This window comes from Stomatobaculum sp. F0698 (assembly GCF_030644385.1).
Classification (GTDB): Bacteria; Bacillota; Clostridia; order Lachnospirales; family Lachnospiraceae; genus Moryella.
The window spans coordinates 1,275,887-1,291,053 of sequence record NZ_CP130060.1; the positions used below are offsets into that span (position 1 = coordinate 1,275,887).

Consider the following 15,167-nt stretch of genomic DNA (forward strand, 5'->3'; position numbering starts at 1 on the left):
GAAAAAGCCTTGCCGCCTCTTATTTTTCGTAACGGTAGAAGCCCTCTCCCGCGTTAATGCCGGTCTTGCCCGCATCGATCTTTGCCTTGAGTCCCGCCGCTATCTTGCCGGGCGTGCTCTCCGGGTTCTTGGACTCCGGATTCATTGAGACAATGTTGTAAGCAGTCTGAAGCCCCACAATGTCGAGAATCTGGAAGGGGCCGAGCGGGGAGCCCGTGCCGAGTTTCCAAGTCTTATCTATGGTCTCCGGATCTGCGACCTCGTTTGCCCAGAGCATTTCCGCGGAGCTTAAGAAGGGAACCAGCATCGAGTTCAGAATGTAACCCGGCTGCTCCTTGTGAAGTTCGAGCGGAATCATGCCGATTTCCGCCGCAAACGCGAGCACCGCGGCAAAAGCCTCTTTCGAAGTACCGCTGTGTCCCATGACCTCTGCGGTATTGCTGCGCCATATATTGTTGGCAAAGTGCAGCGCGAGATAGTTTTCCGGATGCGGCAAAAGATCCGAGAACATGCTCGGGATCATGGTCGAAGAATTGGTTGCGACTATGGTCTTGTCATCCAGATAGGGCGCAAGCTTTGCGTAGAACTCGCGCTTTGCGTCTCTGTCCTCCGCCATGCTCTCGATGATAAAATCCGCCTCTTCTGCGCATTGCTCCAAATCGAGAGAAAGCTCTAAGTTCTTCTTTGCGCGCTCAACCGCCTCGTAGAGTCGCTGAATATCCGCTTCGCTCTTCACGCTGTCTGCTGCGCCGAAACCGCGGGGCAGTTCAAGCGGCTCACCGGCCCGAAGCGCTGCCTCGACGCGCGCAATCTCCGCGCGGTAAACATTGTAAAGCCGCTCGAGCTTCGGTTCGGTTCTGCCGATCGAGCCCTCGCTTCTGAGCCAAATAGTCACATCAAAACCCTTGAACGCAGTCTGAAAGGCGATTTGTGCGCCGAGAACGCCGCCGCCCGCGACTACGATATGCCGAAATGCCATAGAATACCTCCTGTATTTAAAACAATGTACAAAAATCAATACAAGGAGAGCATAACACGCATGGCGTCCGACGGCAAGTCAGCTGTCGAAAAGTTCCGCGAAGTCGCGCTTGTTTTCCAACTCTTCTTCCGAAACCTCGAGGAAGATATCCTGCGCGGGGCTCTCCTGCACGGCAAGCAAGATGCCCGCCTTCATGAGCTCGAGCACCGCAAGAAAGGTGACCACCAGGAGCAGCTTGTTTTTCCGTCTCTCCAACAATTCGCGAAAAGAAAAGGCCTTGTGATTCCGCGCGTAAGAAAGCACCGCCTCAATCTGCATTTTTAAGCTGACCGGCTCCCGTTTGATGGTCCCGAAGCGACTGCGCTCCGGATCGATGCGGTCTTCCCGCTGCCGCATGACATCCCGGAATACCGCTTGCAGACGCTGCAGGTCCACCCCCTGAAACAGCTCATCCAAATCAACGGGCTGAGTCCATTCCGCCACCTCTTTCGGGAGCGAGGGCTCCCGGTAAAAAACCCGGTAGGCATCGAACTCGCGGTCCGCAAGTTCTTCCGCCATGAGCTTATATTTCTTATGTTCCAGGAGGCGGGCCACCAGTTCCGCTCTCGGGTCTACTTCCTCTCCCGTCTCCTCATCCAACTCGCGCGGCAGCAGCATACGCGCCTTAATATCGAGCAAAGTTGCCGCCATCAGGAGAAACTCGGAGAGTAAATCCAAGTCCTCTCGCTCCAGTTCCGATAGATAAGCCATATACTGTTCCGTTATCTCGGCGATCGGAATGTCATAGATATTTACCTTGTTCTTCTCAATCAGCTTTAGGAGCAGATCCAGAGGCCCCTCATACTTCTCAAGTCGAAGAGAAAGCGCTTCATCCGCCATTTTAAACTCCTTCTTTTAAATCCAGTACCATGAGTTCCGGCAGATTCAAAAAGCGCAGGTTAATGCTGTGCGTTCCGATGCCGGGACTTAGGAGCATCGCATGCCGACCGCGGGAAAAGAGACCGCTTGCCGGCCGCCGGAAGAATTCTATCTGCGGCGTCATGAGGCCTATGTTGCCCGGGAGACGTACGGTTCCGCCGTGCCAGTGTCCCGATAAACTAAGGTCCGCCCCCCAGCGCGCATAGGCCTCGAAAAAGGCCGGGCTGTGCGCAAACAGGAGCTGAAAGCGCTCCGTATTTGCTTCGCCCAGATGCGCGCGGAGATAGTCCGCTTGCATCTCGTCGTGCGGCGCTCTGCGGTAAAAATTTTCGGTGATGTGCAGTCCGGAGAGCGCAAGATCCTCACCGAGCAGTACCGTCTCATCGCTCAGATAGCGCACTCCCTGCGATACCAGTCCCTCCTGCAGTTCGTCGAAAAGATTACCGTAGCGACCGCGGTCGCGGTCCAGCCTCGCCTCGTGATTGCCCTCCCCGTAGAAGACAGGCGCCAGCTTTACCAGGCGCTCGGTGAGCGCTAAAGTCGCTTCGATCGAAGCTCCGTGCTTTGCGGTCACCATATCTCCGCCGAGGAAAATGTAGTCGGGGTTCAGGCGCTTTGTCTCGGCCGTGAGTCTCTCTTCAATCTCTCCGAGCCGACGCTCGTGAAAGTCCGAGAGATATACGATGCGCCTTGCCCGCTTGATTTTCGCACTTCGGAGCGCATAGTGTCGCACAATCAAACTGCGCCGTTCCCGCTCCGATTCAAAAAGGGCGGCAGCCGCAATGCCGACCGCCGCCAGGCTGAACGAGAAGAGAAGTTTCTTCTTATCCAATCCAGATGCCCTCCTTATTGACCAGATAACCGTCCGGCGTTCTGCTGTCTGTTAGCATTTTGCCGTCGCTACCCAGATAATACCACTGATTCTTGTAGAGCAGCCAACTGTTCGTCTGAAGCGAGCCTTGTCCCGGCGTTAAATAGTACCAGGCACCGGCGCTGTCCTGCCGCCAGCCCTCGAGCATATTGCCGTTTTCATCGAACCAGTACTGCTTGCCGTTAATCTCGCGGCGCGCGTTGCGGACAAGCGCACCGTTTGCCTCGCGGTAGGCCCAGACGCCGTTTCTCTGAATCCAGCTACTTCCGCTTGCCGCCGGATTTACCGCTTGACTTTGTTGACTTACCGCTTGATTTTGTTGACTTGCTGCTTGACTTGCCGCTTGATTTTGATGATTTACCGCTCGATTTCGTTGACTTACGATTCGACTTTGACTGCCCGCCGGTTTTAGCGCTTGTCGACTTTCCGCCTGACTTTGCTGACTTCCCGCTTGATTTACCGCTTGCGGATTTTCCGCTTGATTTTGTTGATTTGCCGCTTGCGGATTTTCCGCCGGACTTACTTGATTTGCTGCTTGCCGGTTTTGTGTCGGACTGTTTGCCGTGAGCGCCTGAACTCTGCCGCTTGCCTGTGGTGTCTCCGTTTCCCCGCCCACGGCTTCCGGTTTTTTTCCGCCGTTTTCCTCCGCGAGCTGAAAACCGTAGTCAAGGAGGGCCCGGGTATCCATGTACTGGGTCTTTCGACTCTTCATAATCACGACAATGAGGCGCACGCCGTTTCGCTCCGCACAGGTCACGAGTGTATTGCCGGCCGCGCTCGTATAACCGGTCTTCCCGCCCAGAATGCCCGGGTAGTAGTCCGCATTCCCACTCGAAATCATGCGATGTCCCATGACGATATCCGTGCCGTTCGGGCGTTTCTGCGTCGCCGGGAAATGGTAGTTCACCGTTTTGTCGATGGCGCGAAAATCCGCGCGGTCAAAGCAGGCCTTCGCAATCAGCGCCATGTCATGCGGCGTCGAAACATGGTTCGCGTTGTTCAGTCCGCTCGGATTCACGAAATTCGTGTTGGTGCAGCCCAGCTCCTGTGCGCGTCGATTCATTTTCTTCGCAAACGAAGGAACGGAACCGGAGACATGCTCGGCGAGCCCGTTTGCGACTTCGTTCGCGGATTTCAACATGAGCCCGTAGAGACAGTCGCGCACTTTAACGCGGTCTCCCTTCATGAGTTCCAGGTTGACGGCGCCCGACTCCAGATTCTCCGTCGCCGCACTCGAGAACACCACAGTGTCATCCTGTGACGCATTCTCCAATACCAGAAGTGCCGTCATGAACTTGGTGATGGAAGCGGGATAGTACTGGTGGTTTGCATTCTTCTCATACAAGAACTTCCCGCTGGTCGCGTTGTAGAGCACAGCGCCCTCAGAAGCAATTTCCGGTGCATTCGCCGCCTCTGCGCTTCCCGACGCCGCGGTGCTGAACAACAGCACGACCAGAGCCAGCAGACCGGCCCGCAAGCGTTTGATTCCCTCCGGCATGGACGAATTCCTCCCTTCCGTGTTTCCTTTTTGAACGTAATTCTGTCTTTTTTCTTTTAATTCTATCACAAGATCAATTCTGTTTTATTACAAAATCATGAAATATTGTATGTAATTCTTTTGCGCGACAAAGCAGTCTGCCTTGCACGCGGTCCTTTCCGCCGCCGCCCTTGCCGCCGCGCGTTCGGAGTTCCGCGAGAAAGGGCTTCCAATCCACGCCGTCTCCGAACATGAGAAAGGCATAGCCGCTCTCTTCATCGCCCGAGAAAAGCGCAACCACACCGGAGAACAGCTCCTTCAGCGGCTTCACCGCACGCTGGAGGGCGCTCTCCGGGAGCGGCGGTAAGATGAGGCAGATTCCATCCGCTTCCGCTTGCTCCCGGCCCTGTGTTTGTTCCTTCTCACGGATTTCCGCTTCCGCTCGCAGAAGAATCAGGGCAAGCGCCGTCTCTGCCGCGCGCTGTTCCGCAGCCATTGCCTTTTCTTGCAGACGTACTACCGCAGCGCTCAGTTCACCCTGCGGCGCGGAGAGCAGTTTCGACAGCTGTTGCGCCTCCCGTATCCGCGCCGCGTAATCTTGCACCGCGCGCATTCCGCAGGCAATGTAGAGCCGCGTGCCGCCCTTATAGTTCATGGTGCTCAGAATCTTGAGAATCCCCACCTCCGAACTCCGCGCGACATGCGGTGCACAGCAGGCACAGCAATCCACGCCCTCAAGCTCGACAATGCGTATAGCTCCCGTGAGTTCTTTTTTCTGCCGGTAGTTCAGCGCCGCCAGTTCCTCGGCGTTCGGGTAATAAGCCTTCACCGGAATATCGCGGAAGATGGCTTGGTTCGCTGCGTGTTCCAGTGCCTCAAGTTCCGCTTCCGAGAGCTGCACGCTGAAATCCAACTGCACTTCCCGTTCACTGAGATGAAAGCCCACGTTCTCCGCGCCGTAGAGGCGATTGGCAAGTCCGGACAGAATGTGCTCTCCCGTGTGCTGCTGCATAAAGTCAAAGCGGCGCGGCCAATCCACTTCTCCCTCGACCTCGCTTCCCGCTTCCAAGGGGGCATCCAAAATATGGGTAATCACGCCCTCGTGTATTTCCGCGTCGAGAAGACTTGCACCGCCGAGTGTGCCGCGATCTGCCTTCTGACCGCCCTGCTCCGGAAAAAAAGCCGTGCGGTCCAAGACTACAGCGAAGCGGCTTTCTCCCGCCGCCGTTCTCCTCTCCTCGCAGGAAAGAACGCGCGCCTTGAAACTAAGTTCCCGCGAATCGCGGTCAAAAATTGCCTCCGTCATCTTTCCTCTCCCTTCGCGCACGAGTTTTCATCATTTGTGCTTTGATTTCGCAATCGATTTCTCTTTTTCAGACTTGTGTTACGTCCTTTTCCTGACTATACATCTCTTCACATGTACTTCTTCGATTGATTCACTTCGCATTTGTCGCTTCGTTTTTCGCACTTCTCGCTTACTTCTGCGTTTTTCGCTTTGCGTTCGCTTCCGCGTTTTATCACTTCGCGTTTGCCGCATCGTTTTTTACGCTCCGCATTCACTTCCGCGTTTCTTCACTTCGCATTTACTGCCGGCTTCTCGCTCTTCGCGTTATGCTTGTTCGCGCTTCGTTTTGCGTTTTTACGCTATATCATCTTGTCTCAGGCGTTTTGTGTTTCTTACCGTACCGAAAAGACAGCCTCCCGGCGGGAAGCTGTCTCTTTTCTCTTATTGTGCCGCCTTAATTGCCGCAAGGAGTTCCTCATAGCTCTCAAAAGCCGGGAACTGCGGATATGCCTTCTTGATTTCCTCGGTGCTGCGGAACAGAAAGCCCGCCTTACTCGCCTCGATCATGCCGAGATCGTTGTAGCTGTCACCGCTCGCAATGGTCTCGTAGCCGATCGACTGGAACGCGCGCACGGTCGTTAACTTGGAGTGCTCAATTCGCATGCGGAAGCCCGTAATCTCTCCGTTCTCCGCGACCTCGAGCGAATTGCAGAAAATGGTCGGATAGCCGAGCTTCTTCATGAGGGGCGCCGCAAACTGCGTAAAGGTATCACTCAAAATGATAACCTGGGTAAAACTCCGGAGCTCATCGAGGAACTCTTTTGCACCCGGCATCGGGTCGATGGTAGCAATGGTGTCCTGAATCTCCTTAAGTCCCAGGCCGTGCTCCTTCAAAATATCGATGCGGTAGCGCATCAGCTTATCGTAATCCGGCTCATCTCTGGTGGTACGCTTGAGCTCCGGAATGCCCGTCGCCTCCGCAAACGCAATCCAGATTTCCGGAACCAATACACCTTCAAGATCCAAGCAAACAATATTCATGTGCCGCCTCCTAAAAAAACAGTCAATGCCGCTATTATAGCAAACAGAGCCTCACTTTTCCACTAAATCGCCTTTCCGAGGAACTGGCTCTCGTAGAGCGTATAATAAAAGCCCTGCTTTGCCATGAGTTCCTCGTGGTTTCCCTCTTCGATGATGTGTCCCGCCTTCATGACAAGGATTACATCCGCATTGCGTATGGTCGAAAGTCGATGCGCCACGATAAAGCTCGTGCGTCCTTCCATCAGGCGGTTAAAGGCCTCCTGAATTTTGAGTTCCGTTCGTGTGTCAATGGAAGAAGTCGCCTCGTCCAAGATGAGCATGGATGGGTTACTCATCATAACGCGGGCGATGCAGAGTAACTGCTTTTGTCCCTGCGAGAAGCCCTCTCCGTTCTCGGCAATGACCGTATCATAGCCGTCCGGAAGCCGCTCGATAAAGCCTGCAATGTGGCAGGCGCGCGCCACTTCACGCATCTTTTCTTCCGAAATGCCGGGATTTCCCATGGTGATGTTTTCGCGTATGGTTCCGCTCTTTAACCAGGTCTCCTGGAGCACCATGCCGAAACCGCCGCGCAGCGACGCACGCGTTAAATCGCGAAGATCCGTCCCGTCGAGACTTATGGCCCCGCCCGTCACATCGTAAAAACGCATCAAGAGATTGATGAGCGTTGTTTTGCCGCAACCGGTCGGACCGACAATCGCGATTTTCTGTCCCGGCTTTACCGCAAAGTTAAAATCTTCAATCAAATGCTGTTCCGGCACATAGGAAAAATCCACCTGATTAAAACGAACCGCACCGCGAAACCCTTCGGGTGCAAGCGCCGTTGCCCGGTCCGGAACCTCTTCCGTTTCTTCAATGAGCTCAAAAAGCCGCGCCGCGCAGGCAATGGCGTTCTGGAGTTCCGTTAAGACGCCCGAAATCTCGTTAAAAGGCTTTGCGTACTGGCTCGCATAACTCAAAAAAGCCGTGAGTTCACCGACACTTAAACTTCCGCCGATCACCGAGAGCGCCCCGACCGCGCCGACTATCATATAGACCAAGGCATTGACAAACCGCGTCGTCGGATTGGTCAGCGACGAGTAAAAGGTCGCCTTTAAGGAAGTTTCCGTCAATTTCTCGTTCAGTTCGTCAAAGTTTCGAATGACCGCTTCTTCGCGGTGAAAGGCCTTGACCACGCGCTGCCCCTCAACCATCTCGTTGATCATGCCGGTCTGCTCTCCGCGCAGTTTCGACTGCGCGCGGAACAAGAGGTAGCTGTGCTTACTAATATAACCCGCCACAAAGAAGCTGAGCGGCGTAATCAAGACCACGGCGAGGGTTATACTTAAGCTCACGGAGAGCATAAAGAGTAAAGTCCCGACTATGGTCAAAACGCCCGTAAAAAGCTGGGTAAAACCCATCAATAGGCCGTCCGAAAACTGATCCGCATCCGCAATCACGCGGCTCTCGATTTCTCCCGCCGGGTGGGCATCCAAATAGCTGAGCGGCAGGCGCTCAATCTTTCGAAACGCCTCGTTTCTGAGGTCCCTCACCACGGAGTAGGCCAGACGGTTGTTGCAGAGATTCATGAGCCATTGGAACAACGCTACTCCGGCGGCAGCCAGTGCTATTTTCAGTATGACTCGATGTACCCCCGGGAAATCCACGCGCCCCGCCCCTATCATGTGGTCCACCGCCTCACCCGTGAGACGCGGCGCGAGCAGGGTCAGCACCACCGTAAGAAACGCAAACAGCAGGGAGGCCGCCAGCCAAAGCCGGAAGCGCCCGATGTAGCGCAACACCTTTTTTACCGTGCGCCACTGCAAATCATTCCTTTTCTTTGCTTCCATTCAGGCCTCCTTCGGAAACTGGGAGTAGTAGATCTCCTGATACACTTCATTGTCCCGTAACAATTCCTCATGTGTGCCGCTGCCAACGAGCGTACCGTTATCCAGTACCAGTATCCGGTCCGCATACTGCACCGAAGCCGCGCGCTGCGACACAATGAAGCAGGTAATATCCCAGGCGCTTTCGCGTATGGCGGTCCGAAGCGCCGCATCCGTTGCGAAATCGAGCGCCGAGGCACTGTCGTCCAAAATCAGAATCTGCGGTTTTTTCATGAGCGCACGTGCAATCGTGAGACGCTGCTTCTGCCCGCCGGAGAGATTTCTCGCATTTTGCTCCAAGTAAAAGTCGAGCTTCCCGGGCTTGGTCTCCACATACTCTTTCGCCTGCGCAATTGTGAGGGCATCCCAAAACGCCGCGTTGTCGGCATCCTCCTTGCCCCATCGGAGATTGTCCGCAATGCTGCCCCGGAAAAGCTCTGCCTTCTGCAACACCATGCCGATGTTTGCACGGAGACTCTCCAGCGTTAAGCGGCGCACATCTTCACCGAAAACGCGAACCTCCCCGGCACTCGCGTCATAAAAGCGGGGAATCAGGTTCACCAGGGAGGATTTACCGCTGCCCGTGCCGCCGATAATGCCTATGGTATCGCCCGCATAGGCAGTAAAGCTGATGTCATGCAGGGCCTCTCCGCTCTCCTTGTCATAGCGAAGAGAGACATCCCGAAACTCGACCGCCTTTTTGCGCCCGTTCTCTTTGCTCTCGGCCTCTCCTAAAAAGACCTCGCTTGCATTTTCGCTGCCGTCCTGCATATCGCTATGCACCTCCAGTACGGCCGCGACACGCTCGCTGCAGGCAGCCGCACGCGTCACCTGAATGATGAGGTTTGCAAGCTTGATGAGCTCCACCAGAATTTGCGACATATAGTTTAAAAGCGCAACCGCCTGTCCGGTCTCCAAAATACCCGTATTCACCCGCACGGCATCCGTTTGAATCAACGCGACAACGGCAAGGTTAATCAGCACATAGGTCAGCGGATTCATGAGACCCGAAATGCGCCCCACCTTGAGCTGCTCTGCCAAAAGTGCCGCATTTCGCGCGGCATAGCGCTTCCGCTCTGTCTCCTCCTGCCGAAAGGCGCGTATCACACGGACACCGGTCAGGTTTTCGCGCGTGCTCGTCATAATCTCATCCAGTTTTCCCTGCACCCGCTTGTAGAGCGGCAAGGTGGTCAAGAGAATCCAAAAGACCACCGCTCCGATTACCGGAATTGCGACCGCAAAGATGAGCGCCGAAGGACCGTCGATGGTAAACGCCATGACCATGGCGCCAAACACGATAAAGGGAGAACGCAAAAACAGACGGAGTACCATGTTGACTCCGGACTGCACCTGGTTCACATCGCTCGTCATGCGGGTAATCAGCGTGTCCGCACCGAACAGATCCAGCTGGGAAAAACTTAACTCCTGCACCTTCGAGAAGAGCCTATGCCTTAACTCGCCGCCGAGCCGCATTGAGGCCTTGGCCGCAAAGTACTGCGCTACAATCGAAAAACCAAGCCCCGCAGCGCCGAGCAGTAAGAGCAGCCCGGACTGTTGCAACACATAGAGCCGATCTCCGCTCGCAATGCCGCGGTCTATGATCCGCGCCATAATGAGCGGGACAAGCAGTTCAAGCAACGCTTCCACCAGCTTAAAGAACGGCGCGAGTACCGCCTCTCTCCTATACTTCTTTAATATCGGTATCAAAACCTTCATACGCCCCTCCCTTTCTCACAATATCCTAGCGAGCCGTACCACGGCTGTCAAGAAATGCTCCGACCCATGGATTCCCGGGCGCAAGCAAAGGGAACTACCAACCTGTATCCGCTCGGGTACACCGGCTTGAAGAAACCCACTCTAAGCCTTTCCATTTTTCATGTTGTGCAGAGATCGCAACAGCGTTGCCACCTTTCCTTCCGTGCAGACTTTGTCTTGTGTTCAACCCGGGATTTCTTCGCACATTGCTTGAACCGACGGCATGCAAAGATAATGCGACAATGCTGTGCATACTTTTACCGAACAGAAAGGCGGGGCGGTGAAGACTTAGAGTCTTCACCGCCCCGCCCGCATATACGAGAATTAGGGGAGTCTCGTTTTTGCTTTACCTTGCCTTACGGCGTCTCGCGAATCCAAGCACCGGAAGCATCCACATGGTAGCCGTCCGGCGTTACTTCGTTCGCGTACATGGAACCGTACGGTCTGCCGCCGCGGTTTCCGTACACCCAACGGTTCTGAGTTGCATCCCAGTCCCAAGTCGGTGCCGGCGTTACCGGGTTCAGGTAGTACCAAACGCCGTCAATCTCCTGCCAGCCGGTCAGCATGGAACCTGTCATGATGTTCAGGTAATACCACTTGCCGTCCGCGCTGTCGTGATACCAGCCCTTATCCATCGAACCGAACCAGCCATCGTGGTTCGTGGAGAGGTGATACCAAACGCCCTGGTCGTTCTTCCACCAGCCGCTGTCCATGACACCGTTCTCATCGAAGTGGTAGCTGTAAATCTTGGTCTGGCCGTCAAAGGTGTAAGCGACATCCGCCCAGGTGTTCGTGAGCTTACGGCTGTTGCCGAGCTCGAAGTACCAGCCGTGGCCTGCCGGGTCAAAGTTCACCCAGTTGCCCTCTGCGCCGTTCTGGTAGACACGGTTGCCCGTGCCGGACGGCGTCGTACTGCCCGTTACACCTCTGCTGCTGCCGCCGCGGCCTCTGCCGCCGCCACCGCCGCCGCCGCCGTGGCTGCCGCCGCCGCCGGAGCCGGAGCCGGAGCCGCCGCTACCGCCCGGAGTCGGTGCCGGAACGATGCCTGCGATTCTCGCAAGGATGCCGTCAATCAGCGCCTTGAGGTTCGCGTGCTCCGTAACAAGCTCCGCCGTGGTGGGTCTCGGGAGACGGTTTGCAAGCGCATTTGCCTGCGTCACCGCGTTGTTGAGATCTGCGAGCTCGGTCGGCGTGAGGTGCGGAATGATGCGCGGATCCGTCATCACTGCGTTGCCTCTGTTGATCTCGCCGATCAGGTTGTTTCTCGCATTCTGCCAAGCGGTGTCATCCGCCGGAATGTACATTGCATAGAGCGTCATATCGCGGGTCACAGCATCGGAGTCCGCAAAGGTCGGTGCCGTCTGGCTGTTCGCCTTACGGAACTGATCGAACTCATACTCGATGCCGGTTGCCGGATCCGTGTAGTTCATCGCCAGCGCGCCGCGCATGGTCGTGTAGTCCGGATGGCTTGCGAGGTCGCTGCCGTGTGCGATACGGAAGGTGTAAGGCGTACCGCGCATTGCGTCAATCACAGTGACCGTGTGTGCCTTCTTATAGCTCAGCACGAGGTAATCACCGTTCTTCGCCTCGAAGCTGAAGTTGCCGTCAAAGCCCGCTGCGCTGAGGTCAGCCGGATTCATCGGAACCGGAACGTAGTTCACGTTTCCGCTCAAATCGATGGTGCGCTTCCAGAGCTCATAATCGGTGTTGTTCTTAATGCTGTCATCGAGACGCGCAAGCACGCGCATGGTCGCGTTGCTGTTGGTCGCCGGAACCATCTTGTTGACGCCGTCCACGTCTCTTGCGAGGCCGACCTGCAGGCTCCACGGGAGCTTCATCTCGTTGTCGCCCGTCTGGGTCTTCAGCTCATTTGCATAGTTGCTTGCCACCGTACCGCGGTTGAACTTCGCGATGTAGGTGATGGTGTCAACGCTCGGGTTTGCAAGCGCTGCCGTATCATCCGGGTTGTCAATGAGCTCGGTGAGGAGTCTTACATTGTCTGCCGGATCCAGTGCAAAGCGGCCGTCCTTCGGCGTATAGTCAAGGTCTGCCTTCGGCTGAGCCGGAAGGATGGACTGACCGTTGTAGCTTGCGGATACGGTTACGGAGCCGGCCGGCATCACAATACGCTGACCCGTTGTCGTAAGTCCGCTCAGATTGCCGAGGAGTACGTTCCAACGCTTAAACGTTGTTCCTGCCGGCACATCCGCGTCAAACTTAATCTTGTCGCCTTCCCGGAAGGTAACGTTCGTATCGTCGGCGCCGATCGGAATAATCTGTTCCGTACCGTTAACCATTCTCTTGATCTCGACAACCTTACCGCCGTTTTCAAGCTTCAGCGTGTATTCCTGCGTCGCTGCGGACGGGGTGCCGGTCACCGGAATCACGGTGCCCTGCGGCAGCTGATCCTGCGGCGTCTGGCTGCCGCCCACCGGTCTTGCGACCACGGTGTAAGTCGTGTTCGGGTCGAGGTTGTCAAAGACAATCGCTGCGCCCGGCGTGCTCGGGGTAACCCAGCCGGAAGCCGGAACCACATTGCCGCTCGCATCAATCAGGGAGTACTCCGTGTTCGGTGCGGTCGGGCTGACCGTAATGGTCTTCTGGCCTGCGTTTGCGGCATCGGTACCGACCGTTGCGTTCGATCCCGCTGCCGGCACATTTACCACGGTCGGCTGGCTGCGATCTGCTGCGACTACGCTCGTAATCGGGGTGCCCGCTGCCGGGTTCTGTGCGGTTGTGAGTTCGTATACCTGGTACTGTGCGTTGACCGGAAGTCCCGTAAATGCACCGCTCTGAAGCGCCGTACCCGGAAGGGTTGCAATCACGTTTCCGTTCATATCGGTGATTGCGTAGTTTCTGAGGCTGTTTGCGCCGTTTACCTTAACCGTACCGGTGCCGTTGTTTGCAACTTCGCCGTTTGCGTTCGGCATTGCAAGCACGCCGTCATCCGTCATACCGATGCGGGTAAAGACCGTCGTATAGGTCTCGCTGCCGTTGATGACCGTCGAGTTCATCGGCTGAGAACCGGAGCTGCTGGTCCACGGCTGTGCCATGTAGTTCGAGTTTACCGGAACCGGTGTCGGCTTCGGAACATCCGCCCAAGTGGTTGCACGCCACATACCGGAAGCAGTATCCCTGGTCTGCTCACCGACACGCACCGTCGTGTTGCCGGTCAGGCTGCCGTTTGCGCTGTGCGCAAAGTTAATCGTATACCACTTGTTCGGATCCTCGACGAACTTCGGGTAGACACTGACCGCCGTCGGGGTGGTCGTGCCGGCCGGAATCGCGAGTTTCTGATCTGCGGTCGTAATCGTGGAACTGTCGGTGTCTCCGTCGTAAATCTTCTGCTCCGCGCCACCGTTGATCTTCACATACCAACCCTCGAGCTTGTAGTTCGGGACCGGATCCGCGCTGATTGCAAGATTGCCGAGCGAGTCAAGACCCACCAGCTCCTTCCAGGTGTAGGAACCGACGCGAATGGAACGCGGCGCCGTGTTTCCGTTGATATCACCGTTTGCCGTAGAAGTGTAGCTGACACGCGCCCAGGTGCTCGCATCGTTCAAGTTCTCGACATAGGTAATCGTGATGATGGCACCCTGGCCGTCGGAACCTGCCTGCAGGTTAAAGTGCAGGTTTTCATCCGTACCCTGAACCATACCGGACGGGTTGCTTGCACCGCCGTTGGTGCCCGGGTTCATATTCGGCTGGTAGTTATAGCCCGGAAGGAAGGGAACCGCAACCGTCTGTGCGCCGGTCGCACCGACAGCTCTCGGCTCATCGATGTCCGGAAGATTCGGTCTGCCCTCCTGACCGTCCAACTTGTTGCCGTGGTTATCGAAGAACTTCACCTGTACGCGAATCTGATAAGCCGGATCGCGTCTGTAGGTGTACTTAATCTTGACATTCTGGTTCGGCATCTTGCCGGTCAGCACGCCGTTCGAATTAAACTGGAACTCGCCGTTTGCAGCAAGCTTGTTTGTGCCGTATACACAAGCGTTCTGGTTATCCGCATCACCGCTCACAACCTGCACGCTGTCGTAGACAAAGCCCGCAATGGTCGGCGGCGTCATGCCGACCGACTCCTCTGCATTCTTGTTCTCAGAGGTTGACGCTTTAATCGTGGTACCGGTCTGATCCACATACTCCGTGCGGAGGGTGAAAAACTTGCTCGTATCCACAACATAGAGATAACGAATGGTCAGGTTATCGTTCGGCATCACGCCGCTCACGACATTGCCGGCGATTACATTGACCTGTGCAGCGCCGGTGCCGGCACCGGAATTCTCACCGAATTTGCGCTTTTTCTCGTTCTTTACAATGACAGAACCGACCTTATAGCCCGGGACCGCCGTCGGGGAGAGCGGAACTGCCGTGACCGTATCGCCCATAGCCTTCTGCGTTGCGGAAACCCAGGGAGCCCCGTTCGGGTTAAAGGCAATGTGATTGCCGGAATAGAAGCTGCCGCTATCGGTCGCCGGAAGCTCGGTAGTGCTACCGTCCAGCATACGGTAGTGCATCACCGTGTAGTCAAAGTTCTGCGCCACACCGCTCGGAACCCATTTCGGTGCGTACGTTTTGCTAGCACCCGGCATGGCAATCGGCAGCGCCGGCTCAACATACTTCAAAGGATCGGAAGCATCGTACCAGCCGCCAAAGGTGTAGCCCGGATAGGATACGCCTCCGAAATTCGGGAACGCCGGTCTCGCATCGGAATCGCCTGCGCTAGCGGGAGTGCCGTCCGAGTGAGTCAGCGGAATGCCCGCAAAGCCCGGAACGTCTCTCAAAAGAGTACCGGTCTCGCCCGAAACAGAGTTGCTCGTATAGCCGCCGTACGTAACCCCCGGACCGTCACCGGTATCAAAGGTAATCGTTGACGTTGCCGCATAAACCGGCAGCGCCGGGGCTGCCACGGAAAATACCATGACAGCCGCCATCGCCGCGGCGATCCGAGACTTGAAATTATGTCTCAATCTCAT

At 56.0% G+C, this 15,167-nt stretch carries 9 protein-coding genes; all 9 read right to left on the reverse strand.

Going from position 1 to position 15,167, the window contains the following annotated elements:
- Positions 1 to 19: 19 nt before the first annotated feature.
- On the reverse strand, positions 20 to 979 hold the full coding sequence (locus QU660_RS05790; RefSeq protein WP_304945598.1) for a 3-hydroxyacyl-CoA dehydrogenase: 960 nt from the start codon (positions 977 to 979) through the stop codon (positions 20 to 22).
- Between the two features lie 78 nt (positions 980 to 1,057).
- Complete coding sequence (locus QU660_RS05795; protein ID WP_304945599.1) at positions 1,058 to 1,858, reverse strand: segregation and condensation protein A; 801 nt, start codon at positions 1,856 to 1,858, stop codon at positions 1,058 to 1,060.
- Position 1,859: 1 nt separating this feature from the next.
- Positions 1,860 to 2,729 (reverse strand): metallophosphoesterase, encoded by an 870-nt coding sequence (locus QU660_RS05800; RefSeq protein WP_304945600.1) that lies wholly within the window; start codon positions 2,727 to 2,729, stop codon positions 1,860 to 1,862.
- Positions 2,722 to 4,266, reverse strand: a complete 1,545-nt coding sequence (locus tag QU660_RS05805) for a D-alanyl-D-alanine carboxypeptidase family protein (RefSeq protein WP_304945601.1) — start codon at positions 4,264 to 4,266, stop codon at positions 2,722 to 2,724. The genes QU660_RS05800 and QU660_RS05805 overlap by 8 nt, the downstream gene beginning before the upstream one ends.
- A 73-nt stretch (positions 4,267 to 4,339) precedes the next feature.
- Entirely contained in the window at positions 4,340 to 5,551 is a 1,212-nt protein-coding gene (locus tag QU660_RS05810; RefSeq protein ID WP_304945602.1) for an alanyl-tRNA editing protein, read from the reverse strand.
- A 420-nt stretch (positions 5,552 to 5,971) separates the two neighbouring features.
- Entirely contained in the window at positions 5,972 to 6,571 is a 600-nt protein-coding gene (gene thrH, locus QU660_RS05815) for a bifunctional phosphoserine phosphatase/homoserine phosphotransferase ThrH (RefSeq protein WP_304945603.1), read from the reverse strand.
- A 62-nt stretch (positions 6,572 to 6,633) separates the two neighbouring features.
- Complete coding sequence (locus QU660_RS05820) at positions 6,634 to 8,400, reverse strand: ABC transporter ATP-binding protein (protein WP_304945604.1); 1,767 nt, start codon at positions 8,398 to 8,400, stop codon at positions 6,634 to 6,636.
- Positions 8,401 to 10,152 carry an ABC transporter ATP-binding protein gene (locus QU660_RS05825; RefSeq protein WP_304945605.1) on the reverse strand — a complete coding sequence of 584 codons (1,752 nt, stop codon included), beginning with the start codon at positions 10,150 to 10,152 and terminating at the stop codon, positions 8,401 to 8,403. It abuts the gene before it with no gap.
- Positions 10,153 to 10,547: 395 nt separating this feature from the next.
- Positions 10,548 to 15,167: an N-acetylmuramoyl-L-alanine amidase family protein gene (locus QU660_RS05830; RefSeq protein ID WP_304945606.1), complete on the reverse strand. Its 4,620-nt coding sequence runs from the start codon at positions 15,165 to 15,167 to the stop codon at positions 10,548 to 10,550.